We start from the raw sequence: 23,206 nt of genomic DNA on the forward strand, positions 1-23,206 counted from the left end.
TGCGTTACCCAAGATCAGGAAGGGACGCATCCATCAAATGCCACGTCACGTCGCCATCTGGCAAGTCCAGCAGCCAGTCGCGGCGCGGTCGCGGGAACGGTGCGCCCTGGTTCAGCCACACCTGGCGCCAGTACTGGTTGACGATGGCCTGCAGCGGATGGTCGGCCGCCACCCACGGTTGCCAGACGCCGCTGACCGGACAGGCTTGCCCGCAAGCGCAGCTCAACAAAGGCTCGGGCCGCGCCACCTCGCGCAGCAAACCGCGCGCCGCGCGCGGTTCCACGGCGCCATGGTTGTGCCGTATCGTCAGGCACTGTTCCCACGTCACGGGGCCGTAACGGCTCTTGCCAGCGGCATCGAGCATGCTGAAATGGCGGAACTCTTCGCCCTCACCAAAAAGCCGGGCCGGTTCCGTCACTCCTTGCCCTTGGGCGGGTTGCCAGTATGCAGAAAACGGCGCAGTCGGCGCGTCGCTGTGCAAGCCGGCGGGACGCAGCGCATAGTCGGCGGCCAGGAAATATGGTTTTTGCAACAGCGCGGCGGCGCTTGGCTGCGGGGTGGGTAGCGGCGGGCGGACACCCTTGGCGGCATGCAGCAAGGTATCCCTGTCGCCATTCCAGGGCGGCAGATCGGCTGGCGGGAGCGGCAAGACCTTGTCCAGATTAGGAAAGCGCGCATTGGGATTGAATCCCAGTTCACGGCTAAGTACGCCGTAACGTTCCGCTCGCGCTTTATCAATGTACGGAACCAGCATATTTGCAAGATCAAACGGATCGCCGAATTCAATCGTGAGTTTGTTTGCGCATTTCTCACAGCCCAGCCTTACTCCGGTATGTAATACTTGCAAGGCACGCTCTTTGGTTTCATTTGTTCTTTCCCCATCAGACGTGCCGTCAGGCGTTCTTAATACAACATATAAATAAGATAAATCATATGCGGATGGGCCATATCCCTGCCTCAGCGCACACTCCATCATCTTGATTGCCACAGGAATATTCCCCCACATTTCAGCACCCGGATAATCCTTCCCCGCAGTGAGTTTTTCTCCTAAAAAACCCAGCGCTTGGGGGTTACCCATCTGCGCCGCCTTTTGCCAAAAGGCATAGGCACGCGTGATGTCGCCGTTGACGCCCGTGCCATTCGCGTAATACGTCCCCATCCGGTCATAGGCGGCAGGTATGCCCAGCCGCATCGCCTTTTCCACCAGTTGCACCGCTTCTTCCTCACCATATAGAGGATCACGCCCTTCCACATACAGGCTGGCCAGATTGAGCATCGCCTTCCAGTGCAATCGCTCTGCCGCCTGACGCGTCAGAGCGACGATTTTTTTGTAATCGCGGTCTTCCACGAAAATTTCAGGATCTTCCATGGCGCGCGCTTCGAGGAACCAATCCTCGGCTTGCGCATCGATGGGCGGCACCTTGCTCGCCTCGGTTTCGCAAATGAAGTCAGGAGCATGCGGATTGAAGAGGGGCAGACTCTGGTTCCGTGGCAGGACTTTGTCGTTAGGCATTTTGCAGGCAATCAAAGGAACAAAGAGAAGAACTGCCAACGCAAGAAATGGCAGGCGAAAGAAGACGATATTTTTTTTACTCATGATCAGCCCAGGCGTATGGTGGAGCTGCGTTTGTCTTCCAGAGGCAGCAGGAAACCGGTCATTTTCTTTAAAAGTGCATTTTCAGATTTATCCCATTTTTTCTTGCGATTTGCGCCCATCAGCTCCACCCACTTCCGATAAGCATCCACAATCTCCGCCTTCGTCCCTCCCCCTCCATCAACCAGTCCGCCGCTATGCATGCGCCACACCCGCTTGCGCAAATCGCGGGCCACGCAGTGATCGACAGTGGCGATATTGATCTCGCTGTCGACGGCCATGCTGCGCTGGTTCAGGTTGGCGCTGCCCAGCGTCATGAACACGTCGTCGACCAGCATCAATTTGGAATGGATGTAGATTTCGCGGTAGCGCCAGCGGTCCTTGTCAAACGCGCTGACATTGAGCATGGCCACCGACACCTTCAGCCCGAATTCGCTTTCGAGCGTCATCGCGCCGGGTTTGTTGATGCCGTTGGAATGCTGCACCACGTCGGGCAACTTGACTTCCGCCTCGGTGGAAATGCCGAATCCGGCCCTGACACGCCGGGTTTTCGGTCGCTTGTTATAGTCGTCGATCATGGTGTTTTGCCCCGTCATGCCGGCATGCTGCCCCAGCGCAGCCAGCGTGTCGTGGGTGCGCGGCACCATCTGCGCGCGCTCCGGCACGGGAATGACGATGAATACGTGCATGACCGGCATATCACGCATGGTCTTGCCAGCTTTCAGGCTTCCGGCCTTCCAGGCGGCGACCACCTTCTTGCGCTCGGCCAGCAAGTGCCGGGCCCATTCTTCATACTGGAAATACTGGTTTTCCACATACAGGTAGCCGGCCGCCAGGCTGGCCTGGGTCACGGCGCGAAAATAGGTTTCCTTGATCGTCTTGTCTTGCTCCTCGGGCTGCGTCAGGACGATCTGCACGGTGGAGTCGCTTGGTCCGGCCTTGCGCAACAGCCGCGCCGGCGGGCTGCCATGTGGCAATTCGCGGCTCACGCTGGCAGTGGCGGCGCCATGCGTGCGATCGCCAGACGCGCGATCCCACGCCTTCACGAAATTATTGTAGAGCGCGATAAGCGCCTTGCCGCCGTCGATGCGGCAGGCGTAATCCTGATAGGGTTTCAAGGTGGCGAAGCCGCCGTCCTCGGCCACTCCCTGCACACACTCGCGCCGCTCGTTGACGCCGCCCTGTTCGCGGCGCGTATCGTCGAGCAGATGGGCCGTCGTATCCCAATAATCGGTCACCGAGTTCAGGCCCATCACGTAACCGACGGCCTTGGCCCCCTCTTCGTGATCGAAATCGATCAGGACCGGCTTCTGGTGGTGCGTGCCCAGATATTGCATGCCGGGCTTTTCGATTTCCCCCATCGTCAAGCCGTGCGGCTGGTTTATCTCGGTCGCGATACTCTTGCCGATCGCGCCGCTGTCGCCGTGCCGCAAGCGGATCTCCAGGCCACCAAACAGGCCCTTGAAAGCGGCCGTATACCAGCTGTAACAATATTCTTGACGCGCCATCATCGGCATATCCTCGGGCCGGAGGTACTCGCCCCAATAACCGTTGCCTAAAATATGTTTCTTTTTTTGGACAGCATCGTGCAACATCGCCAGGCTGGCTTTTGCGCTGACGTCATCAAAGCGTTGTCCATCGGCTTTCCATGATGATGCGTCATGCGAATAGCCCGGCATAGTGCGCGCTATCGGCGAACCGATCCGGTCATGCCAGATCAGCAGGCGCACCCTGACGTGACGCCGTGCGGCGGCGATCAGCAAGTCGCCAAACGTTTCGCCCCGCGGCCAGGTGGCGCTGTTGCCACGCACCAGTTCCATGCCCGGGTCGAAACCCCAGCAGCACAGGTCGATGGACTTTTCAGCCTTGGCGATCTCGCCGGCGATGTCGGCGAACCCTTCCTCTCCGCAAATGAACAGTGTCAGCTTGTTGTTATGCGTAATCGGATGAGTGGCCTTGCCCTTCAGGTTGCGGTTTTCCAGCAGCCACTGGAGCGAACTGGTCGCAGTCCGTCCGACTTCGTCGATATGGGTGGTTTCGATGCGGCCGCTCGATTCCGGCATGGCGCTCTCCAGTCAGTGTCGTGCATCATTGAACCCCGCGGCCGTCGGCGGTGTCGTCAAACGCGCGCAAGCCGCGGTTCGACAGCGTGTGTTCGCCGTCCGGCGCCGCGTCCGGGTCGAAGCGTGCGCTCGCTTGCAATAAAAACTCTTCGCCATTGCCAAGGACGACACGGTAGCGCGGCGTGCCGTCCTGATGCGCGATCAGGATGCGGCCGAATTCGTCGGTCAGGCCTTGCTCGACCTCGGCTTCCCCGTTGTACAGCGTGTACGGCACGTGCGCGTATTGCCCGCCATCCGCATGGGCCTGTATCGTATGCTGCAACTGCCCCGCTACCGGCGCGATGGGCGGTTCCAACTCCGGTTGCGGCCGGTTTTTGGGCGCCAGGGTTTCCAGGTTTCCATGGAACAGCGTCGGCGACGCGGTAAAAAACTGTACCTTGTCGCTAATTTCAAGCATGCAATTGGCGCCATGCAGGCGCACGCCTTTGCGGCCGCGAATATGCACCCAGTCGGTCTGACTGATCAATTCCAGCACCTTGTTGGCGACGATATCGACCGTATCGGTTTGCGCCGCGATCTGCACCGGGCCAGCTGCGGCGATCAGTTTCATGCCGGCCTTGTGGACGAACAGGCGGAACGCCGCGCCGATGCTGGCGAACAGGCCGCCGCCGGCCGCCATCGACAGGTCGCGCCCGGCCGTCAGCGCCGTGTGCTCGGCGCTGGCGATGTGCGTCGATTGCGCGGTCGTCGTTTCGATACCGGCCGGACTGGCCAGCACCAGATGCGGCTTGGATAGTTCGGGAAATGCGCTTTCGCCACTGCCGGCACCGCCCTTGATCGCGGCATGCTGGGCATTGAGCACATCGGCGGCGGCACCCTGCTGGGCGGCGCTTTCTTGCGCGCCGTAATGCTGTGCCAGGGCGGCAAGCGCCTTGTGCCGCTCAGCAGCCTCGGCCAACCGGCGCAAGGTTTCATCCATGCTCTTGATATGCGAGGCGGCGCCAGGGCGCGCTTCGGTGGTCAGCAACATGCCGCGGCCGGCGCGCGCCACGCCCCAGGCGTCTGACGCCAGTTCCCAGCCCTCGCCACGCGCATCCTTGCGCCCGCTGGCGTCTTCGATGCGGCTGATGCAGCCGAGCGACAATTGGCTGTGCTGATGATCGCTTTTCAATTGCACCTGGATGCGCTGGTGCGTGTCGTCGAGTACCAACTGGTTGCCGCGCACGCCGTAGCCGCCGCCAGGCATCAGCTCGGCGCTGCGCCAGCCGCCCAGCATGCGTTGCCCCGGCAAGTTCCAAGGCGGTGCATGGTTGCCGTTGTACACCGCGCCGACGATGACGGGACGGTCGATATTGCCGTCGAGAAATTGAATCAGCACTTCCTGGCCGATGCGCGGCAGCGCGATCTGGCCGAACGCCTGGCCCGCCCATGGCGTCATGACCCTGATCCATGGCGAACTGCCCGCGTCGAACTTGCCCAGCCGGTCCCAGTGGAATTGCACCTTCACCCGGCCCAGCCCATCGGTATGGATGGTTTCGCCTGCCGGCCCGGTGACGATCGCCGTCTGCACGCCGGGCAAGGCGCAAGGCGCGCTGTTGAACTGCCGCCCCGGATACCAGCGGATGCTCTTGCGGATGCAGCTAAAACGGTTCTCATAATGCGACTTCGCGCCCGTGCCTGCCTGGTAATTGTTGCTGGCGAGATGATCGACCGACAGGATCAGGTATTCGCGCGAGCCGACGTCCGGGCGCGCCGCCTCACCTCTGGCCGGCATGGATGGCGTGCCGCTGAAGTGTCCGCCCAGCGTGAAACTGCGCCCGGCCTGGGCGCAGCGGTGATTGCCGCCAGCGTCGAAGTATTGCGCCTGACAGTGATGCTCCTCCAGGCGGCGTTGCGCCAGCGCTTCGCCGTCGCCCATGCCGGCATAGCCATAGCCGGTGTTTTGATACAGTTCATGGGCAAACACGTCGCCCTGCTGGTGCAGCGCATAGCCGCTGGCGCGGCTGGCATACGGATGCTTGTAGTTGAAGCTGGCCAGCGTGAGCGAGCCTGAAGCGATCTTGCGTATTGCCTGCCAATCGCGTATGCCGTCGCGCTCCAGCGAGCCGGCGTCGCTGCGAAACGCCATCTCGTCGGCTGCGCTGGCATGGCCGTCGCCTGGATCGATGCTGTCGTTCAGCCAGGTATTGTCTCCCAGACAGAGCGTATGGCCGTCGGCGCGATGTTCATACCAGTAATGGATACCCTGGTCTTCCCAGCGCCGGTGCAGATGGTTGTAATCGGTTTCATTATGCTGGTTGGCGCAGCTTAATATCGCTTTTTCCTCATGCAGCCGGTTTTGCCAGTCGCGCTGCAAGTAATGATCGAAGGTCGTTTCGCTGATGTCGATGACCGTGCGTTCGTGGAACGAGACGTTGTCCATGCGCAGCCTGGAAAACGCCAGCCAGGGTTGCAGCACCATCTGGTAGAACGCGAAACCGCCATCGCTGCGCAACAGGCGAAATTCGCCGACATAACCATTGAAATAGCGCAAGCTGCCGTCATCGCGCACCAGCGAAATCGTGACCATGCGTCCCATCATCGCCGTCAGGGGAACGTGGAGATTGTCGGACAGCACTTCGACGTCGAAGCGGAAGTCGCGTGACATTTCCTCGTGTGCCCGCAAGCTGTCGACCAGCAGCGCGGTATCGGGCGGACCGTCCTCGCGCGGAAAATCCATGCGCAGCAAGCGGCTGTCCTGAACTTGTCTGCCCGCCCCGAAAAGGCGCGCAAGATCGGCTGCCAGCTCGCCATCATCCATATTGCCTCCTTCGGACTTGTCTCCCTACCCATGCTAACCATGGCGGACGCTGGCATATTGATGGAACTCAAAATAGTTGGCCATACGCAAAAAAGCCGCATCGGCCCTGGGGCGGATGCGGCTTTGCGCTGGCGCAAGCTGAAGCTTACTTGTTGGCAGTTTTCACAGACTTCGGATACTTGACCGTCATTTCCTTGAGCAAATTATCCGCATGGTCCACTTCCTTCATCACCCACAGCATGTAGCGGATGTCGAGGTGGATGGCGCGCGTGATGGCCGTGTCGAAGTACCAGTCCTTGGTGATCGATTCATACGTCGAATCGAAGTTCAGGCCGATCAGTTCGCCGCGCTTGTTCATCACGGCCGAGCCGGAATTGCCGCCCGTGGTGTCGGCGCTGGTGAGGAAGTTGACCGGCACGGTACCCAGCACCGGGTCGCGGAACTGGCCGTAGCGTTTTTGCTTGACGGCGTCGATCAAGCCTTGCGGCGCTTCGAACGGGGCCTTGCCCGTGACTTTCTCGACGATGCCTTCCACGGTCGTGAACGGTCCCTTGGTGATGCCGTCGCGCGGCGAGTACGGCGATACCGTGCCGTACGTGACGCGCAGGGTCGAGTTGGCGTCAGGATAGACCGGCTTGCCTTGTGTTTTCTTCCAGGCAATCACGGCTTGCATGTATTGCGGAATCACGCGTTCCAGGTTGCCGTCGATTTCCTTGCGGCGCTCTTCCAGCGCCGCTTCGACGGGCTGCAGCTTGATGGCCAGCGCCATGAAGGCGTCGTCGGATTGGGCAACAGCGGCCTGGTCCTTTTCCAGCCAGGCCAGGCGCTTGGCCGTGTCAGCCAGTTGCGTCTGCTGGTACAGGGCCGCCACGGCAGCTGGCGCCGGCAGCAGCGCGTCCAGGCCTTGCGGATGGCTCTTCGCCGCCAGTTGCGCGTAACGCTTCAGACCGGCTTCAAAACGCGCCTGGTCGACCTTGTTGACATACGACTGTTCCAGACGGGCCAGGCGGGCCTTGATGAAGGCCAGGTCGCGCTGCTGGAAGCCCGATTCGCGCTCGGCGTCCGCTTTCTGGCGCTCCAGCGACAGGCGGTAGATGGTGCGCGCGCTTTTCAGCAAGTCGCTGTTGGTGGCCACGCTCCAGGCGAACTCTTCTTCGCTCAAGGCCATGTCGCTGGCGATCGCCGCGTCCAGTTCGGCCAGCAGGGTAGTCGACACGTTCGGCTGTTTCGCGTACCAGGCGCGGAACTCGGCATCCTGCACGTCCTTGATGGCGGCGATGTCCTTGCGGGCGAAACCGTCGAGCAAGCCCTGGGTTTTCTTCAGCACGTTGTTGATGCTTTTCACCACGCTCGCATAGCGCACGGCAGCGGCCGCGTCGCCCTGCGTCGCATCGGCCATCACGGCCAGGTCGGCTTGCAGTTCGGATACTTTCAGGGGGAAGGCCGTATCGCGCGCGAAGCGGATTTCCGCCGGCAGCTTGTAGCGGCTGGTGCGGCCAGGGTAGCCCGCCAGCAAGATGCCGTCACCGGCTTTCAAGCCTTCGGCCGATACCACCAGGAAATCCTTCGATTTGTACGGCACGTTGTCGGGCGACGGGTCGGCCGGACGGCCATCCTTGCCCACGTAGGCGCGCAGGAACGAGTAATCGCCCGTGTGGCGCGGCCACTCGTAGTTGTCGGTGTCGCCGCCGAAGTTGCCGATCTTGTCCGATGGCGCGTACACGAGGCGCACGTCGCGTATCATCATCTGGCGGATGCGGTAGTACTCGAGGCCGCGGTGGAAGGCGGGCACGGAGCAGCGGTACATCTTGTCCGTTTCGCATTCGGCGATCAGGTCCTTGATGCGCTTTTCCACGGCTTCGTGGCGCGCGCGGCCGCTCATGTCGGCCGTCAAGCCTTTCAGCACGCGGTCGCTGACGTTCTCCACCTTGTCCGTCACATACACGAGGCTGTTCGGACCGCCCGGCAGCTCGCTAGCGCGCGTCTTGGCCAGGAAGCCGTCGGTGATGTAATTGTGTTCCGGCGTGGAATTGCGCTGCACGGCGCCATACGCGCAATGGTGGTTCGTCACCACCAGGCCGGCGTCGGAAACGAAAGCGGCCGAGCAGCCGCCCAGCGACACGATGGCGCTCATCGGGTGCTTGCTCAGGTCGGCCAGTTTTTCTGCAGGAATGTCGATGCCGACCCGTTTCAGTTCGGCTTTCAGCTGTGGCAATTGGTGTGGTTGCCACTGCCCTTCGTCAGCGTGTGCGCCGGCGAACGCGCCCAGCAAGGCGACTGGTAATACGATTGTCTTGAACAAGATTTGCTCCTCCATAAAAAGCAGGCGAAAGTATAGCCTGTCCAGGCGACCTGAGTCGGCAAAAATTATCCCATTGCATTTTCTGTATCAGGCGGCCGGCCGTCCCGTCCCCTGCAAGGGTATCTGCAGGGCCAGCCGGCAACCGGCGCCCGAGGCCGGCAGCCCCACGTCAAACTGGCCGCCCAGCGCCGTCACCCGCTCGGCGATGCCGATCAGGCCAAAGCACTGCTTCTTGCGCTGCTGCTGCGGCGTGATGCCGATGCCGTTGTCGCTGATGGCCACGTACACGGCGCAGGCATCCGAACTGAGCTCGATCTCGACCTGGCTGGCCTGGGCATGGCGCATGACGTTGCTGAGCGCTTCCTGCACGATGCGGAACAGCACGATCTCGACCTGGCTGCCGATGGCGGAAAACAATGCCTCGTCGCGTATCAGCAGCTGGCAAGCAACGCCGCTGCGCTTGCGGAAATCGCCCACCTGCCACTCGATGGCGGCTTGCAGGCCCAGGTCCAGCGCCATCGGGCGCAGCTCGTTCATGATGCCGCGCACGCTCTTGATGGTGGTGTCGACGTTGCTGAGCACGGCGCCGACCCGGCGGTGCAGGAGCGGATGGGAGCCTTCCGTGCGCGCGCTGAGCATGGAAATATCGATGCGCAGCGCCAGCAGGTTTTGCCCCAGCTCATCGTGGATATCGCGCGAAATGCGCTTGCGCTCGTCTTCCTTGGCCGTTTCCAGGTGCAGCGCCAGCTGGCGCAGCTGCGCATGCGACTGGCGCAGCGCGCCATCCATCAGCTTGCGTTCGGTGATGTCCGTGTGCGCCACCACCACGCGCAGCGGCCCTTCCCCGAGGAAACGGCTGATCCTGGCCTGCGACCAGCGGGGGCCAGAACGCGTGGCAAACTCATACTCGAGGGCAAACGTGTCCGCGTTGCCGGCAATGACGGAGCGGATGCCGGCGGCCAGCTCGCGCCCGGCGCTGCGCTGCCAGCGCGGGTCCGTCTCGCAAAATTCCAGGTAGTGCAGCGGCTGCGGCGTTTGCCCGACGAAGGCCAGGCAAGCCTGGTTGGCATGCACGACGCGGCCGGCCCGGTCCAGCACCAGCACCCGGTCCGTCAGGGAATCGATGGTGGCGTGAAAGAAGCGCTCGGCATCGCGCAAGGCTTCCTGCGCCCGCTCGCGCTGGTGTACTTCCAGCTGCAGGTGCTGGTTGGCCCGCAGCAATTCGGCCGTGCGGTCGACCACCCGCTGGTCCAGCTCGCGGTGCAGTTCGCGCAAGTCCGCCTCGGCCAGCTTGCGCTCGGTAATGTCGGAAAACACGCCGACAAAATGGCTGATCGCGCCATCCGGGCTGCGCATCGGCGTGATCGACAGCGATTCGACGAAGCGCTCGCCATTCTTGCGCCGGTTCACCAGTTCGCCATACCAGCTGCCATCCTGGTGCAGGCTGCGCCACATGGCTTCATAAAAATGCGGCAGATGCGTGCCGCCGCCGAGGAAGGACGGATCGCGCCCGATCGCTTCCTCCGCCTGGTAGCCGGTGATGGTGGTGAACGCGGGGTTGACGGAAATGATGCGGTTGGCGCTGTCCGTCACCAGCACGCCTTCGCGTATGCTGTCGAGAATCACGAAAGCGCGCCGCAAGGCCGATTCGCGCGCATGCTCGTCGCCCAGGTCCGTCACCAGCATGCGCGCCGTGGCGCTGTCCGCATCGTAATTGGCTTCGATGCGCACCATGCCGCACATGCCGCCCGCTTCGCCTTCGAACAGCGGCGCTTCGAGCACCTGGCGCGCGCCGCCGGTGAAGACGGCGTCGAGGAAGCGCCGGAAGCCGCCCTGCGCCTGGGGGGCGACGAATTGCTCGAAACGCCGTCCCAGCAGCCGGTTCTTGTCGCGTTGCAACAAGCCGCAAGCCGCCACGTTGACACGCGTGATCACGCCTTCGCGCGCCAGAGAAAAGTAACTGACGGGCGCCTGTTCATACAGCTGCGCATAACGGTCGCGGCTGCTTTCAAATTCATTTTTCAGCTGTTCCAGCTCGGCCAGGGCCGCGCTCTGCATTTCCAGCTCGATCTGGCTGACCTGCAACTCATGCAACTGACGCATCACGTCTTCATTCGACTGCGGCACGGGCTGGTGCTGCTGCACCGCCAAATGCTCGGCCTGCTCTCGCATTCTGGCCGGCCCGCTACCGTCGTCGAATGGTTCGCTCATGACGCGCGCTCTCCTGCTTTCCCGTCTGCCGCGGCGCCGGACTGAATCTGGCGCAACTGGGCCTCCAATACCTTTGACTCGGTAATATTAATAAAGGTCACCACCACGCCATCGATCACATTTTCCACCGTGCGGTAAGGCATGATGCGCACGTTGTACCAGCGCCCGTTCTTGGTCTGTACCTGCCGTTCGCAAAACACCAGGCTGCGGATCACTTCCAGCGCATCCGCCTCCAGGTTCGGGTAGGCGAGGTCGTTGACGATGTCGCTGAGCGGCCGGCGCAAGTCCGTCTGGATCAGCTTGTAGATTTGCGTGGCCGGCGCCGTGAAGCGGCGGATGCGCAGCTCGCTGTCGAGGAAAATGGTGGCGATGTCGGTACTATTGAGCAGATTCTTCATGTCGCTATTGACCAGCGACAAATCGTCGACCTTCGATTGCAGCTCCGCATTGACCGTGTACAGTTCTTCGTTCAACGACTGCATTTCTTCCTTCGAGGTGGTCAGCTCCTCGTTCGCCGATTGCAGTTCTTCATTGGTCGATTGCAGTTCCTCGTTGGCCGATTTCAATTCTTCGCGCGAGGTCTGCATTTCATCGCGCACGGCCTGGATTTCATTGCGTGCCTGGATCAGCTGCTGCTCCAGTTCCAGCACCTTGGGATTCGGCGAGCGGCCCCGGCGCGGAGTAGCCGCCAGCGGCACGCTGGCAAACGTGACGAAGACCATGCCGCGCAGCGCTTCGGGCTGGCGCAAGGCTTCCGCAGTCAAATCCACGCCCTGCGCCTGTCCCGCGTGATCCTTGAGCACCAGGCCTTTCAGGCGCACCAGGCTTTCGCTTTGCAACGCCTGCTTGATGAGGCCCGCCAGCTCGTAGCGCAAGCCGTCGCGCGCCATGGCGTGGATATTCCAGTTGGCCTTGCCTGCCGCCGGTTCCAGGAAGGCGCCCGTGCGGCCATTGATATACAGGATGTCGCCATCCTGGTTCAGCAGCGCGGCCGCAGGCGAATATTTCTGGAGCAATAATTGCTCGACATGGGATTGGATTTTTCCGGGCATGCTGACTTCTCTCGTGTCACTGGGGGTAGGAGGAGTGGCCGACGATACCTTCGTGGGAAAGTACGTCAGCAAGCGCTGACGCGCCAGGTTGTCGAGGCGACGGTACAGCCGGGTCGATGTCGTCAGCGGAGCGAACAGCTCGGAAAAATGTCCGGGAGTGTCGGCGCTGCCCAGCAGCAAAACGCCATCGCGATTCAAGGCGTAATGAAACAGGGGTATCAAACGCTGCTGCAGCTTGGCATTGAGGTAAATCAACAGGTTGCGGCAGCACAGGATATCGAGCTTAGTAAACGGAGGATCGGAAATGATGTTTTGCTGGGCAAAGATGATCATGTTGCGGATCTCTTTCCTGACTAGGTAATCGTTCTTGTCCTGCAAGAAAAACCGTTCCAGGCGCTCGGCCGACACCTCGCTGACTATCGTTGGCGGAAAGCGGCCCTGGCGCGCACGGTCGATGGCGTCAGCCGACAGGTCGGTGGCAAAAATCTGCAGGCTGTACTTCGACGGCAGGTTGCTGGCAGCCACCACTTCATGGAACAGCATGGCCAGCGAATACGCTTCCTCTCCCGTGGAACAGGCAGGGATCCAGGCCTTGAACGCGCGGCCGTCCGGGTGGGCCGCCAGCATTTGCGGCAAGACCACCATTTTCAGGTATTCCCACACTTTCGGGTCGCGGAAAAAATTCGTCACACCGATCAGCAATTCCTTGAACAGCAGGTCGATTTCCGCAGGATTGTTGCGCAGATAGGGAATGTACTCTTCCATCGACGTCATCTGGTACAAGCTCATGCGGCGCTCGATGCGGCGCAGTACCGTATTGATCTTGTAGTCCGAAAAGCTGTTGCCCGTATGTTCGGACAGCAAGGCGATAATTTCCTGCAATGCATTGCGTCCACTCGGCTCCCTGCCCGGCAACGCCAGAAAGCTGCTGCGAAACAGGTAACTGACGATCTTTTCCGGCATCTTGTCGGGAAAATCGACGAGATCCACGGCGTCGGCGGCAATGGCGCTTTGCGGCATCATGTCGAACTTGGCCGTATCCGGATGCTGGGCCAGGGTCAGGCCGCCCGCCTGCTTGATGGCTTGCAAGCCGCGCGTGCCGTCGCTGCCCATGCCCGACAGGATCACGCCCACGGCAAGTTCGCCCAGCTCGGCCGCCAGACTTTCGAAGAAAGCATTGATGGGCAAGCGGTGTCCGCGCAACTGCAGCGGCTCACTGAGCAGGAAATGCCCCTTCGACAGGCCCAGGTCGGCATTCGACGGAATCACATAGATATGGTTGGGCCGCAATGCGGTCTGGTGCGTGATTTCCGTGACGGGAATGCTGGTCGCCCGCTGCAGCAGTTCCGGCAGCAAGGCTTTTTGCGTGGGATCAAGGTGCTGGATCACGACATAGGCGATGCCGCTTTCCAGCGGCACATGGGTCAGGAAAGCGACAATAGGGTCGAGTCCGCCGGCTGAAGCGCCGATGGCCACCACGGGAAAACCGATGGTGGGCGCTTCAGGGACGGTCGGCAGACCGGCCAGACTGGTTTTGCTGCGTTTGCGGGTTATCATCGTCTGCAAGAAACCAGCCTCGACAAGCCTTGCCATGGCCGGCAATTGATAATCTTGCATTCTAGCACTCTAGCCGCGCGGCAAAACGCGAATTTGGTGCAGGTTTTTCCGCCTGCGCCAGCCTGTGCCGCTACTGCGCCTGCGGCACGTGCCAGCCGCCGCCCAGCGACTGGATCAGGGCCACGGCCGTCGTCTGGCGATCCGCCTGCGCCTGCACCAGCGAACGGCGCGCCGACAGGGCCGTCACTTGCGCCGTCACCACGTCCGTATAGCCGACCTGGCCCGCGTTGTAGCGGTTCAGCATCTGCTGCTCGACCTGGTCGGCGGCGGACGACGCCTGCTGGCGCAAGGCCAGCTGTTCGGCCAGCGCGCGCGTGGCCGACAACTGGTCTTCCACGGCGCCAAAGGCACTCAATACCGTCTGGCGGTAGCGCGCCACGGCCGCCTCATGGCCCGCCTTGGCCGCATCCACGCTGGCCGTGGTGGCGCCCGCGTTGAACAGCGTTTGCGCGGCCGACACGCCCAGCGACCACAGGCTCGATGAGGCATTGAACAGGTCGCCCACCTTGCTGGCGCCGGAGCCGTAGGAACCCGTCAGATTCAGGCTCGGGTAATACGCGGAACGGGCGATGCCGATCTGCTCGTTGGCCACGGCCACGCGGCGCTCGGCGGCGGCGATGTCGGGACGGCGCTGCAGCAGGGTCGAGGGCACGCCCAGCGGCACCTCGGGCACGGTCAGGGTCCACGGCGCCACGGCCAGGCTGAAGTCGGACGGGGCGCGGCCCAACAGGATGGCGATCGCGTGTTCCAGCTGGGCGCGCGCGCGCGTCTGGCTGGACAGGTCGATCTGCGCATTGGCCAGCTGCGTCTGCGCCTGCAGCAGGTCGGACTTGGCGGCGATGCCCGAGTTAAAACGGTTGCCGGTGATCTCGAGCACGCGCTTGTAGCCGTCGATGGTGGCATTCAGCAGCGCGATCTGCGCATCGCTCTGGCGCAGCGAAAAGTAATTGGTGGCCAGCTCGCCCTGCGCCGACAGCCGGGCGGCGGCCAGGTCGGCCGCGCTGGCGCTGGCGCTGGCATCGGCCCCCGTCACGCCGGCGCGCAGCTTGCCCCACACGTCCGGTTCCCACGACGCGCCGATGGCGGCCTTGAAGTTGTTGTTCGTCTGCTGCTCGCCCCCGCCGCCCGAACGGGCGCCGCTGCCCGTCAGGTTCACGGTGGGGAACAGCGAGGCGCGCTGTTCGCGCACCAGCGCGCGCGCCTGCTCGTAGGAAGCGATGGCGGCGGCTACGTTCTGGTTCGAGATGTCGATGCCTTCGGCCAGCTGGTTCAATTGCGCGTCGCCGAACAGGGTCCACCACGGTCCCCGCTCCAGGGTGTCGGCCGGCGCGGCAGGCTGCCAGCCGGCCGCCTCCTTGAACGCTTGCGGCGCGGCGGCCGTCGGCGTTTCATACGCGGGGCTGACGGCGCAGCCAGCCAGCAGGAGGAAAGCGGTGGCCGCGCCCAGTGCCAGCAGGTGGCGTGCGGGGACGGTCGATACGATAGGTTTTACTTGCTTCATGATTGTGTGCTCGGGTTATCTGGCCCAGGAATGCGGCTCAATTGCTGCTCGTCGGCGCTGCGCGTGCGCAGCTTGTCGAGCAGGATGTAGACCACCGGGGTGGTCAGCAATGTGAGTAACTGGCTGGCAATCAGGCCGCCGATGATGGCGACCCCCAAGGGCTGGCGTAGCTCTGACCCCTCGCCGAAACCGATCGCCAGCGGCAAGGCGCCAAGCGCCGCCGCCAGGGTGGTCATCAGAATGGGGCGGAAACGCAGCAAACATGCCTCGCGCACCGCTTCCACCGCTGTCAGCCCGCGCGAACGCTCGGCCTCCAGCGCGAAGTCGATGATCAATATAGCATTTTTCTTGACGATACCGATCAACAGGAACACGCCGATCAGGGCGATGATGGAAAACTCCATGCGGAACAGCAGCAGCGCCAGCACGGCGCCCACCCCCGCCGAGGGCAAGGTCGACAGCACGGTGACGGGGTGGACCAGGCTTTCGTACAGGATGCCCAGCACGATGTAGATCACCACGATGGCCGCCAGGATCAACAGCGGCTGCTCCTTGTTGCTGTCCTGCGCGCTCTTCGCCGAACCCTGGAAGCTGCCGCGCACATTCACCGGCATGCCGATTTCCGATTCCGCCTGGGCCACGGCCGCCTGCCCGTCGCTGAGCGGATAGCCGTCGGCCAGGTTGAACGACACGGTGGTGGCCAGTTCGCCGCCCTGGTGGTTGATCGACGTGGCCGTCGAGCTTTCAGCGAAGCTGCTGAACGACGACAGCGGCACCATCTTCGCCAGGGTGGTGCTCAGGGCCGAGCCGCTGGACGGGTCGCGCGCCGCCGTCGTATTCGACGTCGTTGCGGCCACGCTGGTGCCGGCTGCGGCGGCGCCGGCGGCCGTCGTGCCGGTGGCCGTCGTGCCGGTGGCGGCGACGGCTGCCGCATTCGACGCCGGCACGTACACGGAGCGCAGCGCTTCCGGGCTTTGCGCGTAGCGCGGCGCCACTTCCATGATCACGTGGTACTGGTTCAGCTCATCGTAGATGGTCGCCACCTGGCGCTGGCCGAAGCTGTTGTACAGCGCATTGTCGATATCTTTCACCTGCACCCCCAGTTGCGTGGCGCGGTCCTTGTCGATGCTGACAAACGTTTCCACGCCGTTTTCCGCCTGGTCCGTGTCCACGTCGATCAGGGCCGGCTGCAGCTTCATCTGGTCGGCCAGCTTCGCCGCCCATTTCTTCAGGTCCGCCTGGTTATCGCTGATCAAAGTGTACTGGTAAGTCGAGTTGCTGGAACGCCCGCCCATGCGCAAATCCTGCACGGGGTTGAGGAACAGCGAGATGCCCGTCACCTTGGCCAGCTGCGGGCGCAGGCGCGCGATCACGGCTTGCCCCTTGTCCGTGCGCTGCGAGGCAGGCTTCAAGTCGATGAACATGAAGCCGCCCCCTGCCCGTCCGCCGCCCGTAAACCCGACGACGGTGGCGACGGCCGGATCGTCCTTGATGATGTCGACCAGCTGGCGCAATTTACCCTGCATGGCCTGGAACGAGATGCTCTGGTCGGCGCGCATGCCGCCGTTGATCTGCCCCGTGTCCTGCTGCGGGAAAAAGCCCTTGGGCGCGGCCGCGAACAGGTACACATTCAGGCCGACGACGAAGACGAGGATCGTCATCACGAGAGCCGCGCTCGACAGGGCCCAATCCAGGCAGTGTTCATACACGTTCAGCATGCGCTCGAAACCGCGCTCGAACCAGCGCGCCACTCTGCCTGGCGGCTGGTGCTGCTGCCCGCTTTTCAGCAGCCAGGCGCACATCATCGGCGTGGTGGTGAGCGAGATGACGAGCGAAATCATCACGGCGGCCGACAGGGTGACGGCGAATTCGCGGAACAGCCGCCCCACCTGCCCGCCCATGAACAGCAGCGGGATGAAGACGGCCACCAGCGACAGGCTGATCGACAGTACCGTAAAGCCCACTTCGCGCGCGCCCAGCAGGGCCGCCTTGAAGCGGTCCATGCCCGCCTCGATGTGGCGCTGCGTGTTTTCCAGCACCACGATGGCATCATCGACGACAAAGCCCGTGGCCACCGTGAGCGCCATCAAGGAAAGGTTATTTAGCGAAAAGCCCAGCATGTACATCACGCCGAAGGTGCCCAGCAGCGAGACGATGGTGGCCACGGCCGGGATGATGGTGGCGCGCACGCTGCGCAAAAAGGCGCTGACCACCAGCACGACGAGCACGATGGACAATATCAGCGTGAACTCGATCTCGTGCAGCGAGGAGCGGATGGAATTGGTGCTGTCGGACGCCACCTGCAGCTTGATGTCGCCGGGCAGCTGCGCCTGCAGTTGCGGCAGCAGCGCGCGCACGCCGTCCACGGTGGCGATGACGTTGGCGCCGGGCTGGCGCGTGATCAGCACGATGACGGCCGGGTCGCCGTTGAACAGGCCCAGGGTATTGTTGTTCTCCACGCCGTCGACCACTTCGGCCACGTCGTCGAGGCGGATGGCGGCGCCGTCGCGCCAGGCCACCACCAGGCTGCGGTAATCGGCGGCGCTGCGCCCGCCCGAGGCCGTCGCCGCGCCCGAATAGATCTGCAGGCTGCGCTCGTCGCCGGAAATCGCCCCTTTCGGGCGGTTGGCGTTGCTGGCCTGGATGGCTGCGCGCACGTCTTCCATCGACACGGCATAGTGATTGAGCTGGTACGGCAGCAGTTCCACGCGCACGGCCGGTAGCGAGCCGCCGCCCAGTTCCACGTCGCCCACGCCCTTGACTTGCGCCACCTTCTGCTGCACCAGGTTCGACACGGCGTCGTAGATCTGGCCCGGCGTGCGCGTTTTCGACGTCAGCGCCAGGATGATCACGGGCGCGTCGGACGGATTGGCCTTGCGGTAGGTGGGGTTGCTGCGCAGGGTGGCCGGCAAGTCCACGCGCGCGGCGGCAATGGCCGCCTGCACTTCGCGCGCGGCCGAATCGATCTTGCGGTTCAAGTCGAACTGCAAATTGATGCGCGCCGAGCCCGTGCCCGACGACGACGTCATCTCGTTCACGCCCGAGATCACGCCCAGGCGCCGTTCCAGCGGCGTGGCCACCGACGTGGCCATGGTCGCGGGGCTGGCGCCGGGCAGGCTGGCGCTGACGGAAATGGTCGGATAATCGACCTGCGGCAGCGGCGAGACGGGCAGCACGAAGAAGGCGCCGATGCCCGCCAGCGCGATGCCGATGGTCAGCAGCACGGTGGCGATGGGGCGCTTGACGAACGGTTCGGACAGGTTCACGCGGCGCTCCCCGCGTTATCGGCCGGCTTGTCCAGCTTCACCCCGGGCGTCTTGCGCGCAAAGCGCTGGCCCAGGCGGTCGAAGCCCAGGTAGATGACGGGCGTGGTAAACAGGGTCAGCACCTGGCTGACGATCAGGCCGCCGAAGATGGCCAGGCCCAGCGGACGGCGCAGCTCGGCGCCCTCGCCCCAGCCCAGCATCAGCGGCACGGCCGCGAACAGGGCCGCCAGGGTGGTCATCAAAATCGGGCGGAAGCGCAGCAGCGCCGCCTGGTGGATGGCTTCCTGCGGACTTTTTCCTTCGTCGCGCTCGGCCTCGATGGCGAAGTCGATCATCATGATGGCGTTCTTCTTGACGATGCCGATCAGCAGGATGATGCCGATGATGCCGATCACGCCCAGGTCTTGCCCGGAAATCATCAGCGCCAGCAGGGCGCCTACGCCGGCCGACGGCAGGGTCGACAGGATCGTCAGCGGGTGGATGTAGCTTTCGTACAGCACGCCCAGCACGATGTACACGCAGACGACGGCGGCCAGAATGAGCCACAGCTGGTTCGACAGCGAGTTTTCATACGCGCCGGCCGCGCCGAGGAAGGTCAATGTCACCGATGGCGGCAAGGCGATGTCTTTCGCCGCCTGGCGGATGGCGTCGACGGCGCTGCCCAGCGCCACGCCTTGCGTCGTATCAAAGCCGAGCGTCGTGGCCGGATACTGCGCCACGTGCGTGATCTGCAGCGGCGCCTGTTTTTCGCTGACGCTGGCAAAGGCGGACAGCGGCGTCGACTTGCCGGAACCCGTGCGCACCTGCAGGTCCGACAGGTCGGACGGCGTGGTGACGATGCCAGGCTGCGCTTCGAGGATCACGCGGTACTGGTTGGTTTCCGTGAAAATTGTCGAAATGATGCGCTGGCCGAAGGCGTTATACAAGGCGTCGTCGACGGTGGCCGTGGTGACGGACATGCGCGCGGCGCTGTCGCGGTCGATGGCGACCGTGACGGCGGCGCCCGTGGCGCCCGCATCCGTGACGACGTTGCGCAGCTGCGATTTTTCGCGCATGCGCGCGGCCAGCTTGCCGGCCCATTCGGTGACGGTGGCCGTATCGGCCCCTTCGAGCGAGACGCGGTACTGCGTCGGCCCCGATTCCGCATCGATGGTCAGATCCTGCGTCGGCTGCAGATACAGGGTCACGCCGGCCACCTTGGCCACGCGGTTGCGCAGGCGTTCCATGATCTCGTCCTGGCTGCCGCTGCGCGGACGCTTGAGATTGATCAGCATGCTACCCGTGTGCAGCATGGTATTGTTGGCCGCATCGACGCCGACGAGGGAACTCAAGGTATCGACAGCAGGGTCTTCCAGCAGCGCGCTGGCGGCCGCCTGCTGCGAGGTGGCCATGCGCTCGTACGAAACGGCTTGCGAGGTTTCGATGCGCGCCTGCAGCTGGCCCGTGTCCTGCGTGGGGAACAGGCCTTTCGGAATCGTGATGTACAGGATGACGGTCAGCAGCAAGGTGGCCAGGGCGACGAGCAGGGTCAGGCCCTGGCGTTTCAAGACCCACACGAGCGCATGGTCGTACTGCACGATCACGCGGTCGAGGAAGGCCTGGATGCGCTGGCCCGTGGCGCTGATTTTTTCATCGGCGTGGCTTTTCAGCCAGCGCGCCGACATCATCGGCACCAGGGTGAGCGACACCACGGCGGAAATCAGGATGGTGATGGCCAGGGTCATGGCAAATTCGCGGAACAATCGGCCCACCACGTCGCCCATGAACAGCAGGGGAATCAGCACGGCGATCAGCGAGACCGTCAGCGAGATGATGGTAAAGCCGATCTGCGACGCGCCCTTCAGGGCGGCGGCCATCGGCGTTTCGCCCTCCTCGATGTAGCGGGCGATGTTTTCGATCATGACGATGGCGTCGTCGACGACAAAGCCCGTGGCAATCGTCAGCGCCATCAGCGACAGGTTGTTCAGGCTGTAACCGAGCAGATACATGACGCCGCAGGCGCCGATCAGCGAAATCGGCACGGACAGGCTGGCGATCACGGTAGCGCGCATGCTGTGCAGGAAGGCGAAGATCACCAGCACCACCAGCAGCACGGACAACAGCAGTTCCATTTCCACGTGTTCGACGGAAGCGCGGATGCCCGTCGTGCGGTCGCTCAGCACGTCGAGCTTCATGGCCGCCGGCAGGCTGGCCTGCAGGTCGGGCAGCAGCGCCTTGATGGCGTCGACCGTCTTGATGACGTTGGCGCCGGGCTGGCGCTGCACGTTCAGGATGATGGCCGGCTGCTTGCCGGACCAGGCGCCCAGGCGCGTGTTTTCCGCGCTGTCGACGACATTCGCCACGTCGGACAGGCGCACGGGCGCGCCGTTTTTATAGGTGATGATCAGGCGCTTGTAGTCTTCCGCCGTGACGAGTTGATCGTTCGCGTTGATGGTGAACGAGCGCGTGGGGCCGTCGAAACTGCCCTTGGCGCTGTTGACGTTGGCCGCCGCGATGGCCGTGCGCAGGCTGTCGAGACCCAGGCCGTACGAGGCCAGCAATTTGGTGTCGCCCTGGATGCGCACGGCCGGACGCTGGCCGCCCGACAGCGAGACGAGGCCCACGCCGTTGACCTGGCTGATCTTCAGCGCCAGGCGCGTGTTGACGATGTTCTGCACCTGCGTCAGCGGCATCGTGTCGGAGGTAATGGCCAGGGTCAGCACGGGCGCGTCGGCCGGGTTGATCTTCGCGTACACGGGCGGCGCCGGCAAGTCGGTCGGCAGCAGCGAGCCGCCCGCGTTGATGGCGGCCTGCACTTCCTGCTCGGCCACGTCCAAGGTCTGGCCCAGCGTGAATTGCAGGGTGATGATGGAGACGCCGGCCGCGCTGGTGGAACTCATGCGCTGCAAGCCCGACATCTGCCCGAACTGGCGCTCCAGCGGCGCCGTCACGGTCTGCCCCATGACTTCGGGACTGGCGCCCGGGTACAGAGTCTGCACCTGGATGGTGGGGAAGTCCACCTGCGGCAAGGCGGCCAGCGGCAGGAACTTGAAGCCGACCAGCCCCGCCAGCACGATGGCCAGCATCAGCAGCGCCGTGGCGACGGGGCGCTTGATGAAGGGAGTCGATGGACTCATTGCGCTGCGCCCTTCGCCGGCGCCGTGGCTGGCGCACTGGCCGGCGCCGATGCGGATGCCGAGGCGCTGGCCGCGCCGCCACTGCCATCAGGGTGCTGGCGGCGGTGGCGGCGTTCGCCGTTCGCCCCGGCCGCACCGGCGCCGCCCATGGCAGGCTTGTCGCCCGCCAGCGTGACTTTCGCGCCCTCCTTCAGGCGGTCGGCGCCTTCCGTGATGACTTGTTCTCCCGCTTCCAGGCCGGCGCGGATTTCCACCATGTCGGTGGTGGCCTGGCCCCGCGTGACCATGCGCACGGTGACGGTCTTGTCGGCCTTGAGCACATACACGAAGTCGCCGTTGTTGCTGTGGCGCAGGGCTGTGACGGGCACCAGCACGGCGCCCGTGATGTTGCCCAGTTCCAGGCGCACGTTGACGAACTGGCTGGGGAACAGGGCCATCTTGTCATTCGTGTAGCGGGCCTTCGCGCGCACGGTGCCCGTCTGCACATCGACCTGATTGTCCAGCGCCGTCAAGCTGCCCTTGTCCAGGGTATGCGTGCGCGTGCGGTCCAGCGCCAGCGCCGCCAGGGCCGTGCCGCCATTCAGGCGTTCCTGGATGGTCTGGACCTTATCCTGCGGCACGGAGAATTCCACGTCGATGGGCGACAGCTGCGTCACCACCACCACGCCGCCCGTATCGCCGGTGCTCACCAGGTTGCCGATATCGACCACCTTCAAGCCCGCGCGGCCGCTGATCGGCGACACCACCTTGGTGTAGCCCAGGTTCAGCCTGGCCGTGCCTTCGGCCGCGCGGTCCGTCATGACCGTGCCTTCCAATTGTTTGACCAGGGCGGCCTGCGTGTCGACGTCCTGGCGCGCGATGGAATCCTGGCCCAGCAGGGTTTGATAGCGCTTCAGGGTCAGGCGCGCGTTTTCCAGCTGCGCTTCATCGCGCTGGCGCTGGCCCGTGGCCTGCATCAGCGCCATCTCGAACTGGGCCGGGTCGATCTGCGCCACCACCTGGCCCGCCTTGACCATGCCGCCTTCCTTGAATTTCAGCTCCTTCAAAATGCCCGATACTTGCGGGCGCACCGTCACGGTGGACGCAGCCGTCACCGTGCCCAGCGCATCGAGCACCACGGGCAAGTCGGATTTCACGGCCGTGGCCACGCCCACGGTGGTCGAGGGGCCGCCGCGGCGCCCGCCGGGGCCTCCCGGCCCTCCGGGACCACCGGCGCCGGGCTGCGCGCTGACACCGGTATGGGTCAGGTACCAGGCACCGCCCCCCAGCGCAGCCATCACGGCCAGCGCGATGACCGTGCCGACGATTTTCGAACGGCGGCTGCGCCGCGGGGTGTTGGGTGTTGTCTGCGAATCCATCGCTTATCCTTGTCTAGGCCGCTGGCACGGCGAGTCTGTGGCGCCGGCCGAGGTGGAACACACTCAGGCCGGACGACCGTTTTTCGGGGTTGTTTCGGTACAAAGCCGGGGGAGTCAAGAGCTGAAAGTCAGCTGAAAAAACATCGCTCCCTAGCGTGAAACGACTCTAGCATAGTCATGTAACTGTTTCATTTCTACTTGAAACAATTACACACAGCCAGGCAGGCCTGGGAGGACCGGGCGGGCCGGCAGGCACGCCGCCCCTGTGGGGGAATGGTGAAAAAATCAGGCTTGCGGGGCGCCGCGCCCCGGCGCCGGCGGTGCGC

At 63.6% G+C, this 23,206-nt stretch carries 10 protein-coding genes; all 10 read right to left on the reverse strand.

The window, feature by feature from the left end:
* Window positions 1-4 precede the first annotated feature (4 nt).
* Window positions 5-1,597, reverse strand: a complete 1,593-nt coding sequence (locus tag BZG29_RS20435; protein WP_077406952.1) for a tetratricopeptide repeat protein — start codon at window positions 1,595-1,597, stop codon at window positions 5-7.
* A 2-nt stretch (window positions 1,598-1,599) separates the two neighbouring features.
* Window positions 1,600-3,657 (reverse strand): phosphatidylserine/phosphatidylglycerophosphate/cardiolipin synthase family protein, encoded by a 2,058-nt coding sequence (locus BZG29_RS20440; protein ID WP_077406955.1) that lies wholly within the window; start codon window positions 3,655-3,657, stop codon window positions 1,600-1,602.
* A gap of 25 nt (window positions 3,658-3,682) precedes the next feature.
* Window positions 3,683-6,457, reverse strand: a complete 2,775-nt coding sequence (gene tssI, locus BZG29_RS20445) for a type VI secretion system Vgr family protein (protein WP_077406958.1) — start codon at window positions 6,455-6,457, stop codon at window positions 3,683-3,685.
* Between the two features lie 145 nt (window positions 6,458-6,602).
* The gene (locus BZG29_RS20450; protein ID WP_366928669.1) at window positions 6,603-8,759 is read right to left on the reverse strand and encodes a S46 family peptidase; all 2,157 of its coding nucleotides are present in this window, start codon (window positions 8,757-8,759) and stop codon (window positions 6,603-6,605) included.
* Window positions 8,760-8,846: 87 nt separating this feature from the next.
* Window positions 8,847-10,970 (reverse strand): PAS domain S-box protein, encoded by a 2,124-nt coding sequence (locus BZG29_RS20455; protein ID WP_253192661.1) that lies wholly within the window; start codon window positions 10,968-10,970, stop codon window positions 8,847-8,849.
* Window positions 10,967-13,579 carry a chemotaxis protein CheB gene (locus BZG29_RS20460; RefSeq protein ID WP_150131012.1) on the reverse strand — a complete coding sequence of 871 codons (2,613 nt, stop codon included), beginning with the start codon at window positions 13,577-13,579 and terminating at the stop codon, window positions 10,967-10,969. Before BZG29_RS20460 ends, BZG29_RS20455 begins: the two co-directional genes overlap by 4 nt.
* Window positions 13,580-13,709: 130 nt before the next feature.
* On the reverse strand, window positions 13,710-15,140 hold the full coding sequence (locus tag BZG29_RS20465; protein ID WP_253192662.1) for an efflux transporter outer membrane subunit: 1,431 nt from the start codon (window positions 15,138-15,140) through the stop codon (window positions 13,710-13,712).
* Complete coding sequence (locus BZG29_RS20470; RefSeq protein WP_077406963.1) at window positions 15,137-18,406, reverse strand: efflux RND transporter permease subunit; 3,270 nt, start codon at window positions 18,404-18,406, stop codon at window positions 15,137-15,139. The genes BZG29_RS20465 and BZG29_RS20470 overlap by 4 nt, the downstream gene beginning before the upstream one ends.
* On the reverse strand, window positions 18,403-21,522 hold the full coding sequence (locus BZG29_RS20475) for an efflux RND transporter permease subunit (RefSeq protein WP_077406966.1): 3,120 nt from the start codon (window positions 21,520-21,522) through the stop codon (window positions 18,403-18,405). Before BZG29_RS20475 ends, BZG29_RS20470 begins: the two co-directional genes overlap by 4 nt.
* Window positions 21,519-22,880: an efflux RND transporter periplasmic adaptor subunit gene (locus BZG29_RS20480; protein WP_077406969.1), complete on the reverse strand. Its 1,362-nt coding sequence runs from the start codon at window positions 22,878-22,880 to the stop codon at window positions 21,519-21,521. The genes BZG29_RS20475 and BZG29_RS20480 overlap by 4 nt, the downstream gene beginning before the upstream one ends.
* Between the last annotated feature and the right edge of the window lie 326 nt (window positions 22,881-23,206).

This window comes from Janthinobacterium sp. LM6, from assembly GCF_002002885.1.
Classification (GTDB): domain Bacteria; phylum Pseudomonadota; class Gammaproteobacteria; order Burkholderiales; family Burkholderiaceae_D; genus Janthinobacterium; species Janthinobacterium kumbetense.